Source organism: Dermacoccus sp. PAMC28757 (genome assembly GCF_014302635.1).
Taxonomy (GTDB): Bacteria; Actinomycetota; Actinomycetes; order Actinomycetales; family Dermatophilaceae; genus Dermacoccus; species Dermacoccus abyssi.
Genome location: NZ_CP060292.1, coordinates 2601795 through 2625240 on the forward strand (window position 1 = coordinate 2601795; position 23446 = coordinate 2625240).

At 68.4% G+C, this 23446-nt stretch carries 17 protein-coding genes and 1 riboswitch; of the genes, 1 reads left to right on the forward strand and 16 read right to left on the reverse strand.

Annotated features, from left to right (window positions below):
* Nucleotides 1-35: 35 nt before the first annotated feature.
* From H7F30_RS12400 to H7F30_RS12470, 15 genes are all read right to left on the reverse strand, one after another.
* Entirely contained in the window at nucleotides 36-1214 is a 1179-nt protein-coding gene (locus H7F30_RS12400) for a homoserine O-acetyltransferase (RefSeq protein WP_052946945.1), read from the reverse strand.
* Nucleotides 1215-1250: 36 nt separating this feature from the next.
* Nucleotides 1251-1360, reverse strand: a riboswitch (SAM riboswitch).
* 113 nt (nucleotides 1361-1473) lie between these two features.
* Nucleotides 1474-2460 (reverse strand): DUF4192 family protein, encoded by a 987-nt coding sequence (locus tag H7F30_RS12405; protein ID WP_129663007.1) that lies wholly within the window; start codon nucleotides 2458-2460, stop codon nucleotides 1474-1476.
* Nucleotides 2461-2531: 71 nt separating this feature from the next.
* Nucleotides 2532-2915: a YkvA family protein gene (locus tag H7F30_RS12410; RefSeq protein ID WP_047311425.1), complete on the reverse strand. Its 384-nt coding sequence runs from the start codon at nucleotides 2913-2915 to the stop codon at nucleotides 2532-2534.
* A 102-nt stretch (nucleotides 2916-3017) separates the two neighbouring features.
* A complete protein-coding gene (locus tag H7F30_RS12415; RefSeq protein WP_129663006.1) occupies nucleotides 3018-3710 on the reverse strand; it encodes an EcsC family protein in 693 nt (230 codons plus the stop codon).
* 59 nt (nucleotides 3711-3769) lie between these two features.
* A complete protein-coding gene (locus H7F30_RS12420) occupies nucleotides 3770-4771 on the reverse strand; it encodes a PAC2 family protein (RefSeq protein WP_129663004.1) in 1002 nt (333 codons plus the stop codon).
* A 95-nt stretch (nucleotides 4772-4866) separates the two neighbouring features.
* Nucleotides 4867-5304 carry an HIT family protein gene (locus H7F30_RS12425; RefSeq protein ID WP_187035462.1) on the reverse strand — a complete coding sequence of 146 codons (438 nt, stop codon included), beginning with the start codon at nucleotides 5302-5304 and terminating at the stop codon, nucleotides 4867-4869.
* A gap of 19 nt (nucleotides 5305-5323) precedes the next feature.
* On the reverse strand, nucleotides 5324-9166 hold the full coding sequence (gene hrpA, locus H7F30_RS12430) for an ATP-dependent RNA helicase HrpA (protein ID WP_255464829.1): 3843 nt from the start codon (nucleotides 9164-9166) through the stop codon (nucleotides 5324-5326).
* Between the two features lie 87 nt (nucleotides 9167-9253).
* Complete coding sequence (locus H7F30_RS12435) at nucleotides 9254-10438, reverse strand: DUF4185 domain-containing protein (RefSeq protein WP_187035466.1); 1185 nt, start codon at nucleotides 10436-10438, stop codon at nucleotides 9254-9256.
* Nucleotides 10439-10470: 32 nt separating this feature from the next.
* The gene (locus tag H7F30_RS12440; protein WP_255464830.1) at nucleotides 10471-11724 is read right to left on the reverse strand and encodes a DUF445 domain-containing protein; all 1254 of its coding nucleotides are present in this window, start codon (nucleotides 11722-11724) and stop codon (nucleotides 10471-10473) included.
* Nucleotides 11725-11747: 23 nt separating this feature from the next.
* Entirely contained in the window at nucleotides 11748-13058 is a 1311-nt protein-coding gene (locus H7F30_RS12445) for an McrC family protein (RefSeq protein WP_222617807.1), read from the reverse strand.
* 8 nt (nucleotides 13059-13066) lie between these two features.
* Complete coding sequence (locus H7F30_RS12450) at nucleotides 13067-15904, reverse strand: McrB family protein (RefSeq protein WP_222617808.1); 2838 nt, start codon at nucleotides 15902-15904, stop codon at nucleotides 13067-13069.
* Nucleotides 15905-16100: 196 nt separating this feature from the next.
* Nucleotides 16101-17297 carry a phosphoglycerate dehydrogenase gene (gene serA / locus H7F30_RS12455; RefSeq protein ID WP_129662992.1) on the reverse strand — a complete coding sequence of 399 codons (1197 nt, stop codon included), beginning with the start codon at nucleotides 17295-17297 and terminating at the stop codon, nucleotides 16101-16103.
* A gap of 170 nt (nucleotides 17298-17467) precedes the next feature.
* Complete coding sequence (locus H7F30_RS12460; RefSeq protein ID WP_129662990.1) at nucleotides 17468-20389, reverse strand: vitamin B12-dependent ribonucleotide reductase; 2922 nt, start codon at nucleotides 20387-20389, stop codon at nucleotides 17468-17470.
* 73 nt (nucleotides 20390-20462) lie between these two features.
* The gene (gene nrdR / locus H7F30_RS12465) at nucleotides 20463-20924 is read right to left on the reverse strand and encodes a transcriptional regulator NrdR (protein ID WP_047311683.1); all 462 of its coding nucleotides are present in this window, start codon (nucleotides 20922-20924) and stop codon (nucleotides 20463-20465) included.
* 247 nt (nucleotides 20925-21171) lie between these two features.
* A complete protein-coding gene (locus tag H7F30_RS12470) occupies nucleotides 21172-21585 on the reverse strand; it encodes a LysM peptidoglycan-binding domain-containing protein (RefSeq protein WP_187035470.1) in 414 nt (137 codons plus the stop codon).
* Between the two features lie 266 nt (nucleotides 21586-21851).
* Here H7F30_RS12470 and lexA point away from each other — a divergent pair, with 266 nt between their 5' ends.
* Nucleotides 21852-22571, forward strand: coding sequence for a transcriptional repressor LexA (gene lexA, locus H7F30_RS12475; RefSeq protein ID WP_047311416.1), 720 nt, complete (start codon nucleotides 21852-21854; stop codon nucleotides 22569-22571).
* 13 nt (nucleotides 22572-22584) lie between these two features.
* On the opposite strand, the gene H7F30_RS12480 is transcribed toward lexA, so the two are convergent.
* The gene (locus H7F30_RS12480; protein ID WP_187035472.1) at nucleotides 22585-23424 is read right to left on the reverse strand and encodes a Sir2 family NAD-dependent protein deacetylase; all 840 of its coding nucleotides are present in this window, start codon (nucleotides 23422-23424) and stop codon (nucleotides 22585-22587) included.
* Nucleotides 23425-23446: the final 22 nt, after the last annotated feature.

Below are 23446 nucleotides of genomic sequence, written 5' to 3' on the forward strand. Positions count from 1 at the left end.
CCGTCACGCTACCCGAGGCCCCTGCGGTGGGCCACTCATGCGACGCCGCGCACGAGCCGCGGTGTTCCGCGCAACGGTCGCTGGACGAGTTCATGCACGAGCGACGCGATCTGGTCGGCCTCGATGAGGAATCCGTCGTGGCCGTAGGGCGAGTGGATCATGCGCAGTCGTCCGCGACCGTAGGCGCGCACCATCCGCGTCGATGCGCTCACGGGAAAGAGTCGATCGGAGTCGACTGCGGCCACGAGGAGTTCTCCTTCGTACGCCTCCAGCACCGCGTCGAGCCCGCCGCGTCCTCGCCCGATGTCGTGGGTCGCCATGGCCTGCGTCAGGCGCACGTAGGCCAGCGGGTCGAAGCGTCGCGCGAGTTTGGCCCCGTGGTGGTCGAGGTAGCCCTCGACGCTGAAGCGACCGCCCTCGAGCGGGTCCTCACCTGGCTGGGGCTCGGCGCCGAACCGTGCCTCGAACTCGCTTGCGCTGCGATACGAGGCGTGAGCGATCTGGCGGGCCAAGGCGAGGCCGTTCGTGGGAAACGTGCCGTGACGCAGGTAGTCGCCGTCGCGGAATTCCGGGTCGGACGTGATGGCGACGACCTGGGTGTGACCCCAGGCAATCTGGTCCGCGGTCGCGCAGCCACTGCTCGCCACGACCAATGCCCGCTCGACGCGGTCCGGGAACCCCGCGACCCACTCGGCCGTGCGCATCCCCCCGAAGGAGCCTCCGATGACGGCGTGCAGACGTCGCACACCGAGCGCTTCGAGGCACGCCGCCTCGGCGCGGACCTGGTCTCGGACGGTCACCTGCGGGAAACGTCCGCCCCAGGGCTCGCCGTCCGGAGCGAGCGAGATGGGGCCGGTACTGCCACGGCATCCACCGAGAACGTTGATGGCGACGACGAAGTACTCGTCGGTGTCGAGTGCTGCGCCGGGGCCGATGATTCCTGGCCACCAACCCGGGGTGGGCTGCCCGTCGCCAGTATCGCCGACGACGTGCGAATCACCCGTGAGCGCGTGCTCGACGAGGACGACGTTCGACGCGTCGTCGTTCAACTCGCCCCAGCACTCGTAGGTCATGACGACGTCCGGCAGCGTGCGGCCACTTTCGAGAACGACGTCTCCCAGAGCGACGGCTCGTGCCTGCGCGTTGAACCCACTCGGCGCCTGCACAGGACGCGTAGCGGCCGGTGCGACGTGCGCTGAATGAGAGCTCGCCATGTGTCCTCCTCGAAGGACTCGCCGAAGCGACTGGCGAGTCCGCGCTTGCCGCAGCGTTCACGGCCCTGTCGTCACCCGGGGCACCCCACCGCGGTGGAGGGTTGCCGCTCAGTCAGCCGGGGCTTGTGTGACTGAGACTCTTGACGCTTTGAGACTAGGGCGAGTGCAGCGAATGCGCCAGGAAGGCCCCTGCTGATGTCCACGATGTGAAGCGCCGGCCCGGTGGCTGCCCGCACTCTCTCGCCTCGTCGCCGCGACGTCAGCGACGGCGCCGCGCCGCACGATTCGGCCTCGCCGGCCGCAGGAAGTCCTCGTACGCCATGCCGGAGGAGGTCATCCTCACGACGAGGTCGACGAGAGGTAGGCGCGCGCCCCGTTCCTGGGCCTCGGCGGCGGCGAGCACAGCGCTGGGCCGCTCCCCTTCCCGCCAGCGCGCGAGTGCCACGAGACACAGCCAATGGGCTCGCGCCGGCTCGGGCACGGCGACGAGGATCTCCAACAGGCGCTGCGAACTCACCGGCTCGGACCAGCACTGCCGCGTGGTACGGGCTCCCGCGGCCAGTTCGGGCACGACGCTCCACACCATCTCGTCGCGCAGGAGTGGATCGGGCATGGCGTCGACGACGAGCGCCAGAGCCTCACGCTCGCGAGTGCTGTGGGGGTGCCCGGAGCCTGAGGCCACCTCACGCCAGGCCGCGCGCACCCGGCCGGTCTCGCCCGGTAGCCCGACGAGCAGGTCGGCGACGGCCCGTTGGGCCAGTGGCGAAACCGCGTGGAGGGCGGCCACGGCTTCGTCACGCGATGACGCCGGTTCGAGGCGTCCCTCGAGGGCCGATGCGAGGGAGGGCACATCGGCGGCAGTCGGCACTGGGGCCAGTGCACCGTCACAACAGCCTTTGGTGCACGTCGTTGCCCACCAGACGTCAGGGGCCACGACGAGGGCGTGCTCCACCTCGACGGCCGGTGCGAGAGCCCGCGTGACCAGGTCGAGATCGACGCCGGGACTGCACTGGTAGGCCGTGACGACGACGCCACTCGTGCCGAGACGATTCGACGCCTCGACGACGCGATCGCGCACGTGGTGAACGTGCTCCGGGGTGACGACGGCTTCGTCGAAGCGGGCAGCCCCCGAAACTCGCCCGCCGTCCATGAACGTGACGACGAGGGACGCCGTCGGAGCGAAGCCGAACTCGTACGGCATGAGGGCGAGCAGCGGGCCCATGCCCGAGAGATGAAGTGTGGTCATGGCTTCACGAAGCCATGACCACACTTCTCACGACCAGTGCGAGGCGCTGGCGCCTGTGGACAAGGGCGTCCTCAGCGCACGCGCTCCCCCGCCAGCGTCACACCTGTGCGCTTCTCCCAGTCGAGGAAGTCGTCGGTGACGTGCACGAGCGAGCTCGCCAGCCACGTGAGGACGGCGGCGTCGTCCGCAAGACCCACGACTCCCAGGAGCGCCTCGGGCAGCAGATCGACCGGCGAGGCGACGTAGGCCGCAGCAGCCGTGAGCAGCGCGAGCTGCGCGGTGCTCACGCCCCGGTACGAACCGGAGCGCACAGCGCGAGCCAGGCGCGGAAGTGCGCTGAGGCGGGTCGTGAGCGAGGGACCTCCGGCGGCGGACGCCGCCGTCACTGCAGCAGCGAGGGATTTCAGGCCGGCGAGTCGGGTGACGCGGCGACCGAGCGAGGTGGGACGTGCCATCGAAGTGCCTCCGGTTGACGAGCGTTCAGGTGAACAAAGCGACAACGCCGACGCCACGCGGTGCATTCCGCGGGCGCGGGCGTCGTCACGATCGGCGGAGCGTCAGGCCGTGGGCGGCACGGCCGCGATGAAGTCCTTGCGCGCCGCGTCGGCGATCTTGCGCAGGAGCATGACGTCGAGCCCCGCACCGATGAAGCCACCCGCAACCGGGATGACGCGCGGGATGCGCGAGAGGAACTTGCGCCCGACCTGCGTGCCCAGGCGGAACGCGACGGACTTGTTGACGACCGCGAGCGCCGCCGGGGGCAGACGACGGGTCGCAACATTCGTCGCGACACCGCCGCTGAACGCACCCATGCCCTTGAGAACCTGCGTGGCATCGGCGCCAATGAGGTCGAGCAGGATGGCCGAACGGACCGACTCGTCGCGCAGGTTGTGGCCGTACAGGTGCGCGATGGAGGCCACCATGCGCGTGGCAACGGTGTAGAAGCCGACGATGTTGGCGGGCAGGGCCACGGGCATCGTGATGAAGCCACCGAGGTTGGTGACGAACCCGTTCGCACCCGCGAGCTTCGTGTGTGAACGCACGATGGCGTCGACCGCGGCTTCGCGTGAACCGTTCTTCTTCAACGCCTCGTCGGCCACCTTCGCCGCGGAGTCGAAGGTGGCGACGCCGTCGATGCCGGTGGAGATGAGGTGCTGGGCCAGGGAGTTGGCGGCGCGATCGAAGGTGCCGTTCGAGCCCTGAGCCGGCTCAATTTGCTTGTCGTCTTTGTCTTTACCGAATCCGAACATGGGCTGATCCTTGCAGCGCACCGATGACTGGGCAACCGGTACCGCGAACGCGGGCCTCGTCAGTCGGCCTGGGGGCGATTCGGCGAACCGTCGGAGTCGTCCGAGTCGTCGGCGTGGTGGGCGGCGCCACGCTCGCCGCCGGGCGTGTCCTCGTTCTCGTCTCTGCCCGAACGCAGGAACTGCTCGAGTTCCTCGCCGATCTCGTCGGCGCTGGGCAGTTCGTTCATCTCGGCCGCGAGCAACGACCGGCGCCGGCGGCCCTCGGTGAACGTGTCGTACTGCTGCTCGAGGCCGGAGACCACCTCGGTGACCTCGTCGTTCTCCCCGACCTGCTTGGCGATGTCGGCCCGGTGCAACCCGGCGATGGCGGCCAGCTCCTGCGCCGGAATCGCGAGACCGGTGAGCCCGGTGACGCACTCGAGAGCCGCGATGGCGGCGTCGCCGTACTCGACCTGCACGAGGTAGTGCGGCACGTGGACGGCGAATCCGGCCGTGTCGATGCCGGCCTCGGCGAGACGAATGTGGAGCAGCCCCTCGGCGCTGGCCGGGATCTGGACGTTGCCGAACAGCGGCTCGTTCTCGGTGAGGTAGCGCTGGTTCGAGGCGTAGCGCGTGAAGCCGATGGGACGCGTGTGCGGCACCGCCATCGGGATGCCGTGCGCGCTCACCATGAGACTGACGCCGAACATCGAGGCGAGCATGCGCGTGGCCTCGGCGACGCGCTCCCACTGGTAGTCGGGCTCAGGGCCGGTGAGCAGGAGGAACGGCGTGCCCTCGGCGTCGATGACGCGGTAGAGCACGAGCGACGGGTCGTCGTACTCGCTGAAGCGGTCGCGGTCGAACGTCATGACCGGACGACGGCCGCGGTAGTCGAGCAGCTGGTCGAGGTCGAACGACGCGACGACCGTGTGCTCGAGGGTGCCGAGGATGTGCTGGGACATGAGCTTCTGAGCGAAGCCCGCATCGATGAAGCCGCCGAGGGCGACGACCATCGTGCTCGCACGCAGGTCGTGCGAGGTCGTGTCCGTCTCCAGACGAAACAGCTGAGCCGGGTCGAGCACTGGCCTCTCCTTCGATTCGATGTGCCTGGTGCAACGTCCCCGTCACACGGAAGATTCCCGCATCGCTGCGGGCGAACAACCGACTCGCGGGACGCTCAGTTCGCGGCCGCGTCCACGACGTGCTCGCCGTGACCGGCGCTGCGCAGGCTCTCGCGCAGCTTCTGCGCGTTGGCTGCGAGGATCTGCTGGTCCTGGCCGTGAACGACGTCGTGCGGGTCGAAGTCCGCAGGCGACTGCGTCGGCCACACGTGCAGGTGCAGGTGGGCCACCTCGTAGCCCTCCGCGAGCAGGCCGATGCGCTTGGCCGACCAGGCCTCCTGCTGCGCCTGCCCGATCGTCTGCGCCACGTCCATCAGGTGCGAGAGCACCTGCGGGTCCGCGGCCGTCCACTCCTCGATCTCCTCGCGGGGCACGACGACGGTGTGCCCGTCGGTGATCGGGTCGATCACGAGAAAGGCCACGCACGTCTCGTCCTGCCAGACGAAGTGACCGGGGATGTTGCCGTCGATGATCTGCGTGAAGATGCTCGCCATATCTCCAACCTAGAGGAGATCAGAGCGCTTCGGCAGCGTCCATCGCCTTGTAGATGCGCTGGGGCGAGACAGGATGAGCCGTGCCGAGACGCTGCGCGAACAGGCTCACGGCGAGTTCCTCGATCATCCAGCGGATGTCGACGACGTCGGCGTCGGTGCGGCGTTCGGGGCGCAGCGCCGCGAGCATGTCCTCGTACTCGGCGCGCACGGTGGCGAGCTGATCGGCTCGGTCGGCGTCCCGCGCGGTGTCGGTGACGCCCTTCGTCACACGCTCGAGCAGCGCGCGGACGTAGACGTCGAGGCGCGGCAAGCGAGCCATGCCGGTCTGCGCGACGAAACCCGGATGGATGAGCGCGACGAGGTGGGCTGCGACGTCGTCGTGCAACGCCTTGGCAGCCGGCGACGTGAGTTTGCCCAGCGCGAGCTCCACCTCGTGCGCGTGCTCGAGCACCGGGGCGAGCTTCTCCGACGCCTCGAGAACGAGCGGTGCCACCTGCTGACGGACCGTGCGCAGCGCCTCCTCGAACTGTTCGGGCGTGCGCACCTCGTGGTTCGGCATCCCCGCGACGACGGAGTCGACCGCCGCGGCGAGCACGTCGTCCATGAGGGCCGTCATCGAACCGTGCGGGTTGTTGCCCAGGGCCAGCTTCTGGCGGTTCGACATCAGACCGAGGATCCGTTTCCACGGCACCTGGGTGTTGAGCAGCAGAAGTCGACGCGTGCCGAGGCGGCTCGCCTGCGTCGCTTCGGAGCGCGTTCCGAGCACCTCGACGGCCACGCTCTCGCCGTGATCGACGAGGGCCGGGTAGCCGGTGATGCGCTGGCGCCCCGTGGTCTTCGTGAAGGTGGACGGCAGGTCGTCGAGGGTCCAGGCGGTGAGGCCTTTCTTCTCGAGGTCGCCGGCGGCCTTGGACATCGACTGACGCAGACGCCCCGCGAGCGCGTCCTGAAGCTCGGCGAGGTGCTTGCCCTCACGCAGTCGTTTGCCCCGAGCGTCCTCCACCCTGAAGGTGACCTTGAGGTGATCGGGCAGGCGGTCGGTGTCCCAACTCCCCTCGGGCACACGGACTTTGGCGAGGTCGAACAGGGCGTCGGCGAGCTCGTCGGTGAACGGACGCTCGCCCGCCGCGCCACCCGCGTCCATGAGTGCGAGCGCCCGGCGCGCATGATCCGGCGCGGGCACGAAGTTGCGGCGCACGTTCTTCGGCAGCGACTTCACAAGGGCGGTGGCGAGTTCCTCACGCATACCGGGCACGAGCCAGTCGAAGCCCTCGTCACTGACCTGGTTGAGCACCGGCAGTGGGATGTGAACGGTCAACCCGTCGGCGTCCGCGCCCGGCTCGAACTGGTACGTCAACCTCAGCTTGAGCTTCCCCTGGCGCCACGACTTCGGGTAGGCCGTCTCGTCCACGGCCTCCGCGTCGTCGGCGACGAGGAAGTCCTCGGTGAAGGTGAGGAGCTCGGGCTCGGTGCGCCGCTTCTCCTTCCACCACCTGTCGAAGTGCGCACCCGAGACGATGGATGCGGGCAGGCGCTCGTCGTAGAAGTCGAAGAGCGTGTCGTCGTCGACGACGAGATCGCGGCGGCGAGCGCGCGCTTCGAGGTCGGCCATGCGGGCCATGAGGCGGGCGTTGTCCTTGAGGAACGCGTGCTGCGCATCCCAGTCACCCTCGACGAGAGCGTGACGGATGAACAGGTCCCGGGCCGTCTCGGGTTCGAGCGGTCCGAGCGCCACCCGGCGCCCGACGACGAGCGGGACGCCGTAGAGCGTGACGCGTTCGAGCGCGACGGCGGACGCCCGCTTGCGCTCCCAGTGCGGCTCCGCGTGCGAACGCTTGACGAGATGCGCGCCGGCTTTCTCGACCCACAGCGGGTCGACGACGGCGTTGGTGCGCGCCCACATCCGGGTGGTCTCCACGAGTTCGCCCGCCATGACCCAGTCGGGCTGGCGGCGGAAGAGCGTCGATCCGGGCTGGATGGCGAAGCGCGCGTTGCGGGCACCGAGGTACTCACGCTTCTCCCGATCACGCACACCAACGTGACTGAGCAGTCCCGTGAGCAGCGCTTCGTGGATGGCGTTCTCGCTCGCGGCGTTGTCACTCATGAACAGCTTCGCCTGCTTGCAGGCCGCCTTGAGCTGCGCGTGCAGGTCCTGCCACTCCCGAAGGCGCAGATAGTGCAGGTACTCGCGCTTGGCGAGGCGGCGGAAGGCGCTCGAGGAGAGCTCCCGCTGCTGCTCACGCACGTAGTTCCACAGGTTGAGGTAGCCGAGGAAGTCGCTCGATTCGTGCTTGAACCGGGCGTGCTGCTGGTCGGCCTGGGCCTGCGCGTCGGCCGGTCGCTCCCGCGGATCCTGGATCGACATGGCAGCAACGATGATGAGCACCTCGCGCAGCGACCCGTTGGCCGCGGCGGCGACGAGCATCCGCCCCATGCGCGGATCGACGGGCAGGCGCGCGAGGGTGCGGCCCGTCGGTGTGAGCTTCTTGCGCTGCCCGCTCGCCTTCGTGTCGAGCGCGTGCAGCTCCTCGAGGAGCGCCAGGCCGTCCTTGATCTGACGGGCGTCGGGCGCATCGACGAAGGGGAAGCGCGCGATGTCGCCAAGGCCGAGCGACGTCATCTGCAGGATGACGCTCGCGAGGTTGGTGCGCAGGATCTCCGGGTCGGTGAACTCCGGACGCGACTCGAAGTCCTCCTCCGAGTAGAGGCGGATGCAGATGCCGTCGGCCACACGTCCGCAGCGTCCGGCGCGCTGCCGGGCCGACGCCTGCGAGATCGGCTCGATGGGCAACCGCTGGACCTTCGTGCGTTGGCTGTAGCGCGAGATGCGAGCCGTGCCGGTGTCGATGACGTAGCGGATGCCCGGCACCGTCAGGGATGTCTCGGCGACGTTCGTCGCGAGGACGATGCGTCGGCCGTTGTGCGGCGCGAACACCTTGTGCTGCTCGGCCGCGGAGAGTCGGGCGTAGAGCGGAACGATCTCGACGTCGTGCCGGGCGCGACCCCAGTCGGCGCCGCGCAAGGCGTCGGCTGCGTCGCGGATCTCGCGTTCACCGGAGCAGAAGACGAGGATGTCCTGGCTCGAACCGTCGCCACTGCCGGAACGCCAGAGCTCCTGGGCGGCCTCGACGATGCCGGTGACCTGGTCGATGTCCTCGACCCTGGGCTCGTCCTTGGGTGACGACGGCGCAATCTCGCGCACGAGCGGGCGGTAGCGCATCTCCACCGGATACGTCCGCCCGGAGACCTCGATGATGGGCGCCGGGCCCTTGTCGCTCGCGAAGTGCTCCGCGAAGCGCTCCGGGTCGATCGTCGCCGACGTGATGATGACCTTGAGGTCGGGCCGGCGCGGAAGCAGCTGCTTGAGGTAGCCCAGGATGAAGTCGATGTTGAGGCTGCGCTCGTGCGCCTCGTCGATGATGAGGGTGTCGTACTGACGCAGGTCGCGGTCGCGCTGCATCTGCGACAGGAGGATGCCGTCGGTCATGACGCGCACACGCGTCTTCTTCGACGACTCGTCGACGAAGCGCACCTGGTACCCGACGACGTCACCGAGCTCGACCGCGAGTTCCTCGGCGAGACGTTCCGCCACCGAACGGGCAGCGATGCGTCGTGGCTGCGTGTGCCCGATGGCGCCGCCGAGGCCGCGGCCGAGTTCCAGGCAGAACTTCGGCAACTGGGTTGTCTTGCCCGATCCGGTCTCACCCGCGACGACGACGACCTGGTGGTCTCGGATCGCCTCGATGATCTCCTCACGAGCCTCGGCGACGGGCAGGTGCGCCGGGTAGTTGAGGACGAACGGGGCGCTCTCCTGCGTGTCAGGTGCGGGAGCCTCGGTTACGGCGGACGGGGACGGATTCACTGAACTGGTCACAGTCCTTCCAGTCTCTCACGGCTCGGCAAGGCGATTTCGGTGGTCAACCCTGCGGGAGAACCGTCAGAGCACCGCTCAGTGCGCCGGTACCTCGAGGAACTTGGGGCGTCCCTTGCGCGGGTCGGCCAGGAGGTCGGCGAACGACTCGGTGTTGCGCGAGAGCGTGACGAGGAGGTCTCCACTCGGCGTCGCGAGTTCCGGATGCGCGAGCGGCTGGTAGGCGACGACGCCGTCACCTTGGGAGTACGGCTCGGCCACGGCCCGTTCGCCCCGCCAGGGCCCCGACGGGGTGGGCGCGCTCCACACCCCGATGTTCTGCCCGAACTCACCGCCCTGCTTCGACACGAGCACGAAGCGCTCGCCTCGGCGCACGACGGAGAAGGTCTGTGAGACACCCTCATGCGCGAGAAGGAACGGACGGGCAGCCCCCGCGTCGGTGACGAACGTGCGGCCGTTCCAGAACTGCCACTCCGGACCGTCGGACAGCTGCGCGAGTCGGGTTCGCGCCACGTACGCACCCTTTCCGGTGCTGCCCTTTGGCTGCTGGCTGCCGTAGACGTAGACCCAGCCCTCGTCGCCGACGAGCGCCGAACCCCAGTTGATCTGCTCGGCATCGTCGTTGTCGGGCGTCACGTCGAAACGGGTGACGGGCTGCGGCGCGCCGCCACGCTCGACGGCGTAGACGGCCATCGTCATGCCGCGGTAGGAGAAGTCGAAGAGGCCCTCCTTTCCCGGTTCGATCCGGGAGCACCCGACGAGGACGATGTCGGCACCGCGCATCGGCACCGTCATGGCGCTGTTGGGCCAGCACACACGGCGTCCCTCGAATCCGCCGATGACCGGGCCGTTTCCCGGAGCGCGCACCTCGTCGAAGCACCGCCCCGTCCCGACGAGCATGCTGTTGGCGACCACACGTGGGTTCGTGCCCTTCGCCCGTGTGGTGTCGCCGAAGATCCAGAGCACCCGTCCATCGCTGAGCGGGGTCGTCACTCCGACGTCGCCGCTGCGCCAGGTCGCGAGCGCCAACGAGGCCATGTCGCTTTCCCGCTCGGCGGCCGACGCCCGCGTGACTGCACGGTTCTCGGCGCTGCACTCGCTGCGCACGAGAGCGTTCGGTGCGGCCGCGAGCGCCTTGTCGGCCCTGTCGAGAAAGGGTCGCGACCCGATGCGATCGGTGGAATCGGGGACGCTGAGCGTACAGCCACCGAAGGCGAGCGTGAGGCCGGTGGCACCCACGAGTGCGACACGGCGACGTCGCACTCGTGTTGGCCTGCTCCGGCGCGGCGTCATCGTCAGGGAAGCAGCTGCGAGACGGCGTGGATGAAGAGGCCGACGAGGCCACCGACGACGGTGCCGTTGATGCGGATGAACTGCAGGTCGCGCCCGACGAACGTCTCGATGCGATCCGACGCGTCCTGGGCGTCCCAGCGCTCGACCGTCGAGGAGATGAGGGTCGTGATCTCGTGGCCGTAACTCGTGACGAAGCTGGCCGCGCCCGACTCGAGGCGTCGCTCCACGGTGGCGCGCAATGCCTCGTCGTGCTGGAGCCGGTCGCCGAGGGCGCGCAGGTGTTCGACCATCCGCTCGCGCAGGGCACCCTGCTCGTCGAGGAGCGCGTCAGTGAGCATGCGGCGTACCGACCCCCACAGGGCGATCGCCGAGTCGGCGACGCTCGGGTGGTCGAGGAAACGCTCCTTGATGTTCTCCGCCTGCTCCTGCGTGCGCTCGTCGTGCTGCAGGTCGTGGGCGGCGCGGGCGAGGAAGGCGTCGATGGCCTTGCGCATGTTGTGGTTCGGGGTGTCGCGCACCTCGGCGAGCCACTTGACGATCTCGAGGTGGATGCGATCGACGACGGCGTCGTCGAGCCACTGCGGTGACCACCAGGGGGCCTTGGCGCCGACGATGCGGGAGACGGCTTCCTTGTTCTCGCTCACCCACACGTGCATCTCGGTGACGCACACGTCGACGAAACCGTGGTGGGTGCCGTCCGCGACGATGCCCTCGAGTAGGTGGCCGGCCAGTTCACCGATGGGTTCGCGGCGCAGACGCGGCAGGAGGACGGTGTCGAGGAAGTGACGCACCTCGTCGTCGTCGAGGGTCTCGACGGCGCGGCACAGGGCCGGGGCTGCGTCGGCGACGACGCGCTCGGCGTTGCCGGGACGCTCGATCCACTCCCCGAGCCGGCGCGGGATCTCGGCCTGGCCGATACGTTCGGTGACGAGCTCGGGCGTGAGGAAGTTCGAGCCGACGAACTCCTCGAGGCTCTTGCCGAGCTGGTCCTTGCGCGTTGGGATGATGGCGGTGTGCGGCACCTTGAGGCCGAGCGGGTGGCGGAACAACGCCGTCACGGCGAACCAGTCGGCGACGGCACCCACCATCGCGGCCTCGGAGGCGGCGTTGACATAGCCCCACACGCCGTCTCGGCCGTGCGTCAGGACGAAGACGAGCGCCGCGAACGACAGCAGGCCCGTGGCCACGAAGCGCATGCGGCGCAGGGCGGCTCGGCGCTGTTCGTCGGATTCGGGAAGGGCGAGGCTCGTCGACACCCCGACAGAATAGCGAGCGTGCGTCAGGCGGCGAGACGCCTCACGGTATCGGCAAGGGAATCGAGCTGTTGCTGGATCTCGGGCCAGGTCTGTTCGAGGTCGATGTGGCGCGCGTGGACGTCGGTTCCGGTGCCGGGCATCCGGATGCGTGAGGCCGGACGGCGCGCCGCGTGGGCGTAGACGACGAGGGCGTTCGCGAGACCGAGGGACGAGGCCTGGACAACGACGGGGAAGAACGTGGCGGCGTCGTTCGCGATGGCCGTCATCGCCGAAGCGGCCGCTCCGCGGGATCGGGTGCCGGTCGTGGCGCCGAACGATGGCGGCATTGCGCTGCGCTTCAGGGCGCGGGCCGTCACGTCGGAGGTGACGGCGTCCGGCGTGCCGAGGTGGTAGCAGGTGCCCAACACGAGCACCGGACCGCGCGGGCCACTGACGAGAACGTCGGCGTTGGCCTGCACCCCACTCGACTCCCCCGGGTCGAGCTGTTCGGTCTGTTCGACACGCAGCCCGGGCCACAGACGCGAGCGCAGCTCACCGGCCACGAAGCGCAGGAAGACGTACTCGACGTCGAGCAGGAACGCGTGCGCCTGCTGTACGCCCTCCTCGTGCCGGATGGCGAAACCGTCGAGCGCGAGACGCGCGAGGTCGAGCGCCTGTTCGAAGTGCTCGTTGAGTCGCGTGATGACGATGTCGGTTGCGCGCTCGGCGGCGGACGGCGAGCCGACGCCCTCGAAGCGGGCGAGCAGTTCAACGGCTCGACGCCGAGTGGACGGCGACAAGCCGTGACCCGTGAGGATGACGCGCACCGCGGCGGCGAGGACGCGGTTCTCCTCGATGTCGGCCGTGAAGTCGTCGTAGCGGCACTCGGGCTGCGCAGCGGTCCACGGACGTCGGGCGATCTCCTCGACGAGCAGGCGCCCACGGATCGTGGCGAGTGGTTCCTGACGCGACTGGTAACCGTGCAGAAGGCCGCGACGGGTGGCCGCTTCGATGGCCCGCAGGACCGCGAGCGCTGACCCGTCGAGCAGTTCGTCACTCGCGAAACCGCTCGTGCCCTGCCCCCAGGCGACCTCGTCGCCGAGGCCGGCCAGCATCGCGAAGAGCGAGTGCATCGGCGCGGCCGGAGTAATACGGATCTGCAGGCCCGGCACGCTGATCGATCCGACCCATGACGTCGTCTCGAGGACGACGGTCTGCGGGTCGGCGGTGGCGAGCACCTTGACCTTGTCGTCGGCGACGGCGAAGAGGGCGCTGCGTCCTTCGGCGCTCAGGCGGACCGGTGCGGAGCGGGCATGCTCACCGACGACGACCGTCTGCACCTGTTCGCCGGCCACCGCCTCGGTCATCCGCCGTCGCGCGCCGTGGCGCTGTCGGAAGCGGCCTCCGCACGAGCGGCTTCGCCGTGGCGCGCCTCGACGGCGTCCCACGAGAACGTGGCGAGCACATCCTCGCGGCCGTAGAGCTGGTCCTCGATGAACGGGTAGATGCCGTACTGCCACACACGGCGCAGCTTCTCGTCGTCGAGATCGGTCGACATGAAATGGCTGTGACCGATCTGCAGGTGCGGGCCGCGCAGGATTTGACGCAGTTCGTCGTTCACGCGGTCGACGAGACCGGCCACCCACACGGGGCCGTCGTTCTTGGCGAGCCAGCGCGCGAGCAGTCCCTCCATCGGACCCTCGTGCGGCATGAACGGCAGGAAGTGGAAGCGACGACGCAGCGCCGCGTCGACGAGCGCGATGGACCGGTCGGCCGTGTTCATCGTGCCGATGAAGTACAGGTTCGTCGGCAGCTGGAAGCCTTCGTCGGGGCGGTAGCTCGTCATGACCGAGTGGGAGCGGTACTCGAGCAGGAAGAGCAGTTCACCGAAGACGCGCGGCAGGTTGGCGCGGTTGATCTCGTCGATGATCATGACGTGCGGCGTCGTCGGGTCGGCCTCGGCCGCCTCGGCGAGCAGCGCCAGCGGGCCCTTGCGCAGTTCGTAGACCATCGCGCCGCCGGCGTCGAGGCGCGGGCGATAGCCCTCGAAGAAGTCCTCGTAGGAGGTCGAGGGGTGGAACTGGACGATGGCGCGCTTGGCGGGGTCCGGCTGGAGCGCGGCGGCGAAGCGCTGAGCCATGAACGTCTTGCCGGTACCGGGCGGGCCGTAGAAGATGACCTGCTTCTTGTCCTTGAGCAGGCCGTCGATCTCGCGGACGAACTCCTCGTCGACGAGCAGGTCGTCGGCGGCCTCGGCGAGCAGGTCGCGCTCGGGGTCGATGCTCGACTCACCGGTGCGCAGCAGCCAGTGGGCGAACTGGGCCTGACCCCACGGATCGGCGGGCAGGAGGGGCTCGAGCTTGGCACGCAGGCGATCGCCCGCGAGGACGTGCAGGCGTCCGCGCGAGAGCTCACGGCGGCGCGGCAGCGACACGTCGAGGGCCTGCGCCATGGCCACCTTGCCATCGCGTCCGGCCATCGCGTAGACGGGCAGGTAGCGGTGCGGGTGCGCGATGGCGAGAAGCTTCATGACGACGGACTCGTCGAGTGCCACGTCGTCGGAGTTCGTGGGCGCGAGGGCCGCGTCGATGCGGTCGGCGTCGTCGCCTTCGCCCCACAGCAGGTGCGTCAGGGTGCGCGAGAGGTTCTCCAGGCCCTGCGCATCGAGCGCGGCGAGGCGGGCGTCGAGGACCGAGTGCGTGCCGGTGGGGCCGTATGCTCCCCCGGCGACGATGCGCCGGAACGTCGCGAGGTCGAACGCCGCGAGCGCCTCGGGCTCCAACGACGCGGCGAACTCACGGCGTCGTTCGATGTGCCACTGGTCGCGCTCGGCCGGGTACGGACGCTCGGCGAGGAACGTGCGCAGGGCGACGGCGAGTTCCTCGTCGACGCCGGCGCCGCGTGTGTCGGCGCCACGCATGATGTCGACGAGCGGCATGAGACGGCGAACCGTCTCCTCGATCTCGTCGCCGAAGTCGATGCGTCCCACTCCTTCGGGATGCGGGAACCAGCGCCCCACGAAGACGTCGCCGCCCTCGTAGGTGTCGCCCGTCGGACGCAGACGGTCCGACGACGAGGTGGGCGCCACATGAATGAACTCGAGGCCTTCGGGTAGGGCACCGTCGAGGCGCGTGCCGAGCGCTTCGTGACGCGCGGAGCTCGAGGCGCCCTCCCACCCGGAGACCAGACCGACGGCGATGCCGGAGCGCGTGAGCCAGACCCGGATGCCGGGTGCGCCACCGCTGCTCGCAGGCAGCAGCCACGTCGTGTGCGAGTCACAGCGGTACGCGGCGCGTGCCGTCGTGTCGGTACGAGTCTGCAGGCTCGTCTCCGCGAGGTCGACGCCGGTGACACGCTCGAGCGCCTTGTGCAGGGTGCGCGCGACGAGAGCGGCGTGACCACGCAGCTGCAGCGCAAGGGAGGCAGCGCGTGCCTCGTCCTCGGCGGCGGCGTAGCCGACACCGGGGGTGTACGTGGCGTGCAGGCGAGCGGCTTCCTCCGTGAGGGCGGGCAGTGCCTCGCCGAAGCCGACGAACGAGGGGTCGTCACCGAGGTGGCTGACGACACGCTGGGCGATGTGCGACTGCCCGGGCGCGAAGGCACGTGCGAGGTCGACGAACGCGACGTAGCGCTCCGCGTGGGTGAGATGACGCCCCATCCATCCCAGGGTCTGGAACGTGTCCGATCCACCCGGCCACAGGATCGGCCAGTCGGCCTCCGTGTCCGTGGCCCACATGAGCGACAGCACCGACGGAATGCGTGAAAGGTCCGGGCCTGCTCCCCCCACGGTCTCCTCGACGAGACGGATCGCGGCCGTGGCTTCGTCGTAGGACGTGGGCGTGTGCAGCGCCCAGGCAAGTGCCGCCTCGAGTTCACTGCGTCGGCCCTCACAATGGGCAACGACGCGCGGCAGCCAGTGCCGTGCCAGCGACACGGCAGCCGAGTACGGGCCGGGACGAGCGGCCCACTCCTCCAGACGGGACGTGAAGAGGTCGACGTTCGGCGAGCGCATCATGTCGGCGATGAACTCACGCGCCTCGCCGCACCGCACGGGAGCGAGGGCGTCGAGCTGGTGCCAGGACCCGACGAACACCGGATCCGCTTCGGCCCGAGCTCGCATGAGGTCGAACGTGCTCGCCCACCGGGCGAGGTCGAGCCGACGCTGAGCGGCTTCCGCTGCGTCAGGCTGCGGCGCGTGCACGTCCATCGGCTACCTGTCGTCCGTTCGTCGTGAAGGCTTCGTACGCGGCCTCGAGGTGAGGTCTCGTCACCGAGGCAGCGGAATCCATCCTACGTCGCAGCACGACATGGAACGCCCGTCCGACTCCTCCGGTCCTCGGGCGTTCCCCGGGCGCTTCGCCGCACGGCGGAAGGCCCGGGGCGCCTCGTCAGGCTCCTCAGTTGACGACGCGCAGACGGATCGTCTCCGGCATCGACCGCAGCTGGTCGAGCAGCGCCTCGGGCAGCTGGGAAACGACGTCGGTGACGACGTAGCCGCTCTCGGCCGAGGTGTCGAGCATCTGGCCCTCGATGTTGACGCCGTGCTCGGCGAGGATGCCGTTCATCCGGGCCAGGACGCCGGGGAGGTTCTGGTGGAAGTGGATGAGGCGGTGCTGGCCGGGACGCTCGGGCAGGTTGAGCGAGGGCAGGTTGACGTTGAGCGTCGTCGAACCGCGCTGGATGTAGTCGCGCAGCTTCGCGGCGACGAAGCGACCGATGTCCTCCTGCGCCTCCTCGGTCGAGCCGCCGATGTGCGGGGTGAGGACGACGTTCGCGAGGCCCTGCAAGGGCGAGTTGAACGGTTCGCCCTTCGACTTGGGCTCCTCGGGGAAGACGTCAACGGCCGCACCGGCGATGTGACCGGACTCGAGGTGCGTCTTGAGCGCGTCGTAGTCGACGACGAAGCCGCGCGAGAGGTTGAGGAACAGCGCCCGCGGACGCATGGCTGCGAACTGCTCGGCGCCGAAGAAGCCGGCGTTGCCGGAGCGACCGTCGACGTGGAGCGTGACGACCTCGGCGACCGACAGCAGCTCCTCGAGGGAGCTGCACCGCGTGGCGTTTCCGAGCGCGAGCTTGTCGTCGGTGTCGTAGAAGTAGACCTTGAAACCGAGCATCTCGGCGACGACGGACAGCTGGGAACCGATGTTGCCGTACCCGACGATGCCGAGGCGGCGACCGCGCACCTCGTGGCTGCCCTTGGCGTCCTTGAACCAGACTCCGTCGTGCAGCGCGCGGTCCTTCTCGGTGAGACGGCGGGCCATGATGATGATTTCGGCGATGGCGAGCTCGACGACCGAGCGCGTGTTGGAGAACGGCGCGTTGAACACGACGACGCCCTTCTGCGCTGCCACGGCGAGGTCGATCTGGTTCGTGCCGATGCAGAAGGCTCCGATGGCCTCGAGGCTCGGCGCGTTCTCGAGGACGCGGGCCGTCACCTCGGTCTTGGAGCGGATGCCGAGCAGCTGAACCCCCTCGAGCGCCTCGATGAGCTCGTCCTCGTCGAGAGCCCCGACGCGGGTCTCGACCTCGAAACCGGCATCACGGAGCAAGGACTCTCCGAGGGGGTGGACGTTCTCGAGCAGCAGTGCCTTCACAGGGAGAGTTCCTTTCCGGTGTGGCGGTTGCGCCCGCCAATGAGATCGCGGGCTGCTCACATCATGAGACAGCACCGGGCGCCGCGGACGCCGACGCATCTCACGAAATAAGACGAGCGCGGGGCGCCGCCCCGAAGGACGACGCCCCGCACTCGATCAGGGCTGAGCGATCAGCTGCAGCCGGAGGTGCTTCCGCAGCCCTCGCAGACGTAGCAGGAGCCGGCGGGACGCATCTTCGTGCCGCAGGTCATGCACATCGGGGCGTCGGCTGCCTTGCCCTGGAACTTCTCGATGAGCTCGGCCGAACTGTGGATCTCGGAGCCGACCTCACGGGCGGAGGCCGCACCGGAACCGGACTTCACCTCGTCGGCGTGCTCCTCCGTGGAGGTGGCAGCTGCCGGACGCTCACCGCGTGCCGCCGCCGGGGCGACGGACTGCGAGTTGGACTCGGCGTCGAACGGCTCGTCGTCGCTCTCGGTCGGCGTGTAGGAGCCGGTCTCGAGCTGGCGAGCGCGTTCCTCGGCTGTGTGGATGCCCATGAAAGAACGCGTGTCGAAGTCGAGGTAGTCGAGCGCCAGGCGGCGGAAGACGTAGTCCATGATCGACTGCGCCATACGCACGTCCGGGTCGTCCGTCATACCGGCCGGCTCGAAGCGCAGGTTCGTGAACTTCTCGACGAACGTCTCGAGCGGCACGCCGTACTGCAGGCCGATCGACACGGCGATGGAGAACGCGTCCATGACACCGGCGAGCGTCGAACCCTGCTTACCGAACTTGAGGAAAAGCTCACCGAGATCGCCGTTCTCGTACGTGCCGGCGGTGAGGTAACCCTCCGCGCCACCCACGGCGAACGACGTCGTCTGCGACGAGCGACGCTTCGGCAGGCGCTTGCGCACGGGGCGGTACTCGACGATCTTCTCGACCGGCGTCTCGGCGACGGTCTCCGTGGCCGTCGCGGGCTCGGAGCTCTTCTCGTTCTTGCCCGACGAGAGCGGCTGGCCGACCTTGCAGTTGTCACGGTAGACGGCGATGGCCTTGAGACCGAGCTTCCAACCCTCGAGGTGCACCTCGGCGATGTCCTCGACCGAGGCCGACTCCGGCAGGTTGACCGTCTTGGAGATAGCACCCGACAGGAACGGCTGGCAGGCGGCCATCATGCGGACGTGGCCCATCGGGGAGATGGCGCGCGCACCCATGGCGCAGTCGAAGACCTCGTAGTGCTCCGGCTTGAGGCCGGGAGCGTCGATGACGTGGCCCTTGTCGGCGATGTGCTCGACGATCGCCTCGATCTGCTCTTCCTGGTAGCCGAGCTTCTTCAGCGCGCGCGGAATCGTCTGGTTGACGATCTGCATCGAACCGCCGCCGACGAGCTTCTTGAACTTCACGAGCGAGAAGTCCGGCTCGATACCGGTGGTGTCGCAGTCCATCATGAAGCCGATGGTGCCGGTGGGCGCGAGGACGGAGGCCTGCGCGTTGCGGAAGCCGCCCTTCTCACCGTTCTCGACGACGTCGGCCCAGGCCTTCGTCGCGAGCGCGTGGATGTCGCTGGCCATGGCGCCCATGTCCTTGTGCGAGGCGAGCTCGTCGTTCGCGGCACGGTGCTTGCGCATGACGCGGTTGTGAGCGTCGGCGTTGCGGGCGTAACCGGCGTACGGTCCGACGACGGAAGCCATCTCGGCGGAGCGCTTGTAGGCGGCACCCGTGAGCAGCGACGTGATGGAACCGGCCAGCGCACGGCCGCCGTCCGAGTCGTAGCCGTGGCCGGTGGCCATGAGGAGCGCACCGAGGTTGGCGTAACCGATGCCGAGTTGGCGGTAGTCGACCGTCGTCTTGCCGATGGACTCCGTCGGGAAGTCGGCGAAGCAGATGGAGATGTCCATCGCCGTGATGACGAGCTCGACGACCTTCTGGAAGGTGACGGCGTCGAACGTGTCGTCGTCCTTGAGGAACTTCAGGAGGTTGAGCGAGGCCAGGTTGCAGCTGGAGTTGTCGAGCGACATGTACTCCGAGCACGGGTTGGACGCCGTGATGCGGCCCGTCTCCGGGTTCGTGTGCCACGCGTTGATCGTGTCGTCGTACTGCACACCCGGGTCGGCGCACTCCCACGCGGCCTTGTTGATCTTGTCGAACAGCTCGCGGGCGTCGACCGACTCGATGACCTCACCCGTGTCACGGGCACGCAGGCCGAAGGTTGTGCCGTCCACGACGGCCTTCATGAACTCGTCGCTGACACGAACGGAGTTGTTCGCGTTCTGGTACTGCACGGAGACGATGTCGCGGCCACCGAGGTCCATGTCGAAACCGGCGTCACGCAGCGCACGGATCTTGTCCTCCTCGCGCGCCTTCGTCTCGATGAACTCCTCGATGTCCGGGTGGTCGACGTCGAGGACGACCATCTTGGCCGCACGACGCGTGGCGCCGCCGGACTTGATGGTGCCTGCCGAGGCGTCGGCGCCGCGCATGAACGAGACCGGGCCGGAGGCGGTGCCACCGGAGGACAGCAGCTCCTTCGAGGAACGGATACGCGAGAGGTTGAGGCCGGCACCGGAGCCGCCCTTGAAGATGAAGCCCTCTTCCTTGTACCAGTTGAGGATCGAGTCCATCGAGTCGTCGACGGACAGGATGAAGCACGCGCTGACCTGCTGCGGGCTCGCCGTACCCACGTTGAACCACACCGGCGAGTTGAACGAGAAGACCTGGTGCAGCAAGGCGTACGTGAGCTCGTGCTCGAAGATCTCGGCGTCGGCGTCGGACGCGAAGTAGCCGTTGTCCTTGCCGGCCTTCGTGTACGTGAGCACGACGCGGTCGATGAGCTGCTTGAGCGACTTCTCGCGAGCGTCCGACCCCAGCGCGCCACGGAAGTACTTCGTCGTGACGATGGTGGAGGCGTTGAGCGACCAGAAGTCGGGGAACTCGACACCACGCTGCTCGAAGATCGTCTCGCCGGTCTTCCAGTTCTGCTGGACGACGTCACGCAGCTCCCAGGTCACCGCGTCGTAGGGGTGGACGCCCGGGGTGGTGAAGATCCGCTCGATCGTGACGCCGTTGTTCCGGCGACCCGACTTGGCTCGAGCCTTCGTGGTCTCGGTCATGACCGCATGCCTCCTGGCACTTCTCGTGGGTTTGGTGTGGTGTGTCGTGAAGTAGGGGGTGAGTCTGTGGAGCTCAGCCGGCGTCGCGCAGAGCGTGCCTGCGCAGGTCGGCGACGGCGTCCTCGAAGTCAGTCAGTGACTCGAAGGCCTGGTAGACGGACGCGAACCGCAGGTACGCGACGTGGTCAAGTTCGCGCAGCGGGCCGAGGATCTCGATGCCGACATCGTGGGCGTCGATCTCCGCAGCCCCCTTGGAGCGGATCGACTCCTCCACCTGCTGAGCGAGGACGGCGAGCTGATCGTCGGAAACCGGGCGGCCCTGGCAGGCCTTGCGCACGCCCGACATGACCTTGTCGCGAGAGAAGGGTTCGCTCACACCGGAGCGCTTGACGACCGTGAGGCTCGCGGTCTCGACGGTGGAGAAACGCTTGCCGCAGTCGGGGCACTGGCGGCGACGCTTGATGCAGGTGCCGTCCTCGGTCGAACGGGAGTCGACCACACGGGAGTCGGCGTTGCGGCAGAAGGGACAGTGCACGTGCCACGCCTCTCGATCGCAGGATTCCACCGCCTCGTGACGGTATGAACCCCAACACCGGCATCGCGGGAACTCTTCCGCAAACAACCACATGTTGGGGGCATTAGGGCGCCTGTGCCCTACATCTAGGAATCCTAGGTTGCGTTGGCGACCGCTCGCAACCGTGTCGGCAAACCCGGCGCACCAACCCCAGCAATGACGCGGAAAAGATGTGCGGCTCGCCCCAGCGACACGCCGAGGGGGCCGCTCAGCCTGCCGGAACGAGAATTCGCTGGCCGGCCTGAACGTGCATCGAGCTCATGTTGTTGGCCTCCTGGATGGCCACCACACCACGGTCGTTACGCAAGGACGGCAGCTCACGAGCGGCGATCTGAGAAAGGGTCTCCCCGTCCTTCACCGTGACCGACGTCGCGCCACCGGCAGGGTTAGCTTCGGCCACGGCCTTGGCCGCAAGGAGGCCACCGCCGACGAGAATCAGAAGCGCCAGAAGGGCAGCGAAGCGACGGCGAGCGAGAACGGCACGACGCGTCAACGGGGCGCGCCGCGCGCTACGACCACCCTCGAGGGAATCGACGACCGCAGGCCCCGACGGAACGAGGTGCAGGTGACGACGGGGGCTCGGCGCGACCGCCGGGACGTCCAGACTGGGCACAGCACTCATGTTCATTCCTCCTGACTCGGCGCGGATGCATCGAACATCCGTGCGATAGAACAACTGTACGACACAAACGTTCGAAAGCAAGGCCGTCGGCGGCGTGTTTCTCGTACATGTTTGCGAAAACTGTGTACGGTGGTGCCTACGTTGATCCCGAACGCTCACACCGAATCAGCGGCCACCGACAACCCCGGAATTCCGGGGAGAATCAGGGCTCCGCACCGAGGTCCGCGTCCGCGAGATCACTGTTTTCGTCGATGTGAGGAGACGCCATGGGTGAGGTCCACTCCATGAACAACCGCGCGAAGGGCAAACTGACCCCGCGCCAGCAGAAAGTGCTCACCGTCATCCGGCGCTCGGTCGACGAGCGCGGTTACCCGCCGAGTCTGCGCGAGATCGGTGAGGCCGTCGGGCTGACGAGCCCGAGCTCCGTCGCACACCAGCTCGCCACGCTCGAGCGCAAGGGTTACCTGCGTCGCGACCCCAACCGCCCTCGCGCCATGGAGGTCGTCTCCCCCGACGACGGCGCCGACACCCGCGGTTACCGCGGAGGCACCTCGGTGCGTGCAGCGTCCGAGAGCACGTACGACGAGACCGACTCGGGCAACGAGCGTCCGCAGGCCTCCTTCGTCCCCGTCGTCGGACGCATCGCCGCCGGCGGGCCGATCCTGGCCGAGCAGGCCGTCGAGGACGTGTTCCCCCTCCCCCGTCAGATCGTCGGTGACGGCGAACTGTTCCTGCTCAAGGTTGTCGGCGACTCGATGATCGAAGCCGCCATCTGCGACGGCGACTGGGTCGTCGTGCGCCAGCAGCCGGAGGCGTCCAACGGTGAGATCGTGGCTGCGCTGCTCGACGGCGAGGCCACCGTGAAGACGTTCAAGCGCACGAACGGCAAGACGTGGCTCCTGCCCGCGAACGAGAACTACGAGCCGATCGACGGCGACGAAGCCAGCATCATGGGCAAGGTCACGGCGGTGCTGCGCAGCGTCTGACTCTCGCCCACCCTCACGTCGTCGCGTTCGCCTCGGTCTGCACCTGCAGGCCGAGGCGTTCGCATGTCGCGGTGAGGGTGGCACCAAGCGGTTCGTGCAGCACGAGATCGGCGCGCTCCGAACCGCGCATGCTTCCCAGACCGACCAGGGCCACGGGCTTGCCCGCCTTGAGCCCGGCCGAGACGAACCGGAAGCCCGACATCACCTTGAGCGAACTTCCGAGAACGAGAACCGCCCGTGACAGTTCGAGCTGCGCGTAGCAGTGCTCAACCGTCGCGGTGGGCACGCTCTCGCCGAACATCACGACGTCGGGCTTAACGACGAGCGAACCACAGTGCGGACAGGCCACGAGGACGAACGCATCCTCTGCACTCCGGGCAACCTCGGCGTCTCCGTCGGCCAACAGGGCCACGTCGCGCGGGAGGTTCGGGTTGGCGTCGCGGATGCGCCCCTGGAACTCGGCTCGATTCGAGCGGCTGCCGCACTCGACGCACTGCACCGAGGAGAGCGAACCGTGCAGTTCGAGGGCGTCCGCTCCGGAGGCCGCATGAAGACCGTCGACGTTCTGCGTCACGAGGTGTTGCACGAGACCTGCGCGCTGCAAGGCTGCAACAGCGTGGTGGCCGCCGTTGGGCCGAGCCGCGGCGAAACGTTCCCACCCGACGGCGCTGCGAACCCAGTAGCGTCGGCGCGCGTCGTCCCCGCTGAGGAACTGCTGGAACGTCATGGGAACCGTTCGGCGGGTGCCGTCAGGCTTGCGGTAGTCGGGAATGCCCGACTCGGTCGAGAGACCCGCCCCGGTGAGCACGAACAGGTCGCCCTGCGCGACGAACTCCGCCAACTCTGCAGTCACAGGTGGCCCCTCATTCGACAAT

What these genes read in the sequence shown, in the direction of transcription:
- H7F30_RS12400 (WP_052946945.1), bottom strand. Translation starts at nt 1,214, where the DNA reads ATGGCGAGCTCTCATTCAGCGCACGTCGCACCGGCCGCTACGCGTCCT.
- H7F30_RS12405 (WP_129663007.1), bottom strand. Translation starts at nt 2,460, where the DNA reads ATGACCACACTTCATCTCTCGGGCATGGGCCCGCTGCTCGCCCTCATG.
- H7F30_RS12410 (WP_047311425.1), bottom strand. Translation starts at nt 2,915, where the DNA reads ATGGCACGTCCCACCTCGCTCGGTCGCCGCGTCACCCGACTCGCCGGC.
- H7F30_RS12415 (WP_129663006.1), bottom strand. Translation starts at nt 3,710, where the DNA reads ATGTTCGGATTCGGTAAAGACAAAGACGACAAGCAAATTGAGCCGGCT.
- H7F30_RS12425 (WP_187035462.1), bottom strand. Translation starts at nt 5,304, where the DNA reads ATGGCGAGCATCTTCACGCAGATCATCGACGGCAACATCCCCGGTCAC.
- H7F30_RS12460 (WP_129662990.1), bottom strand. Translation starts at nt 20,389, where the DNA reads ATGACCGAGACCACGAAGGCTCGAGCCAAGTCGGGTCGCCGGAACAAC.
- H7F30_RS12470 (WP_187035470.1), bottom strand. Translation starts at nt 21,585, where the DNA reads ATGAGTGCTGTGCCCAGTCTGGACGTCCCGGCGGTCGCGCCGAGCCCC.
- lexA (WP_047311416.1), top strand. Translation starts at nt 21,852, where the DNA reads ATGGGTGAGGTCCACTCCATGAACAACCGCGCGAAGGGCAAACTGACC.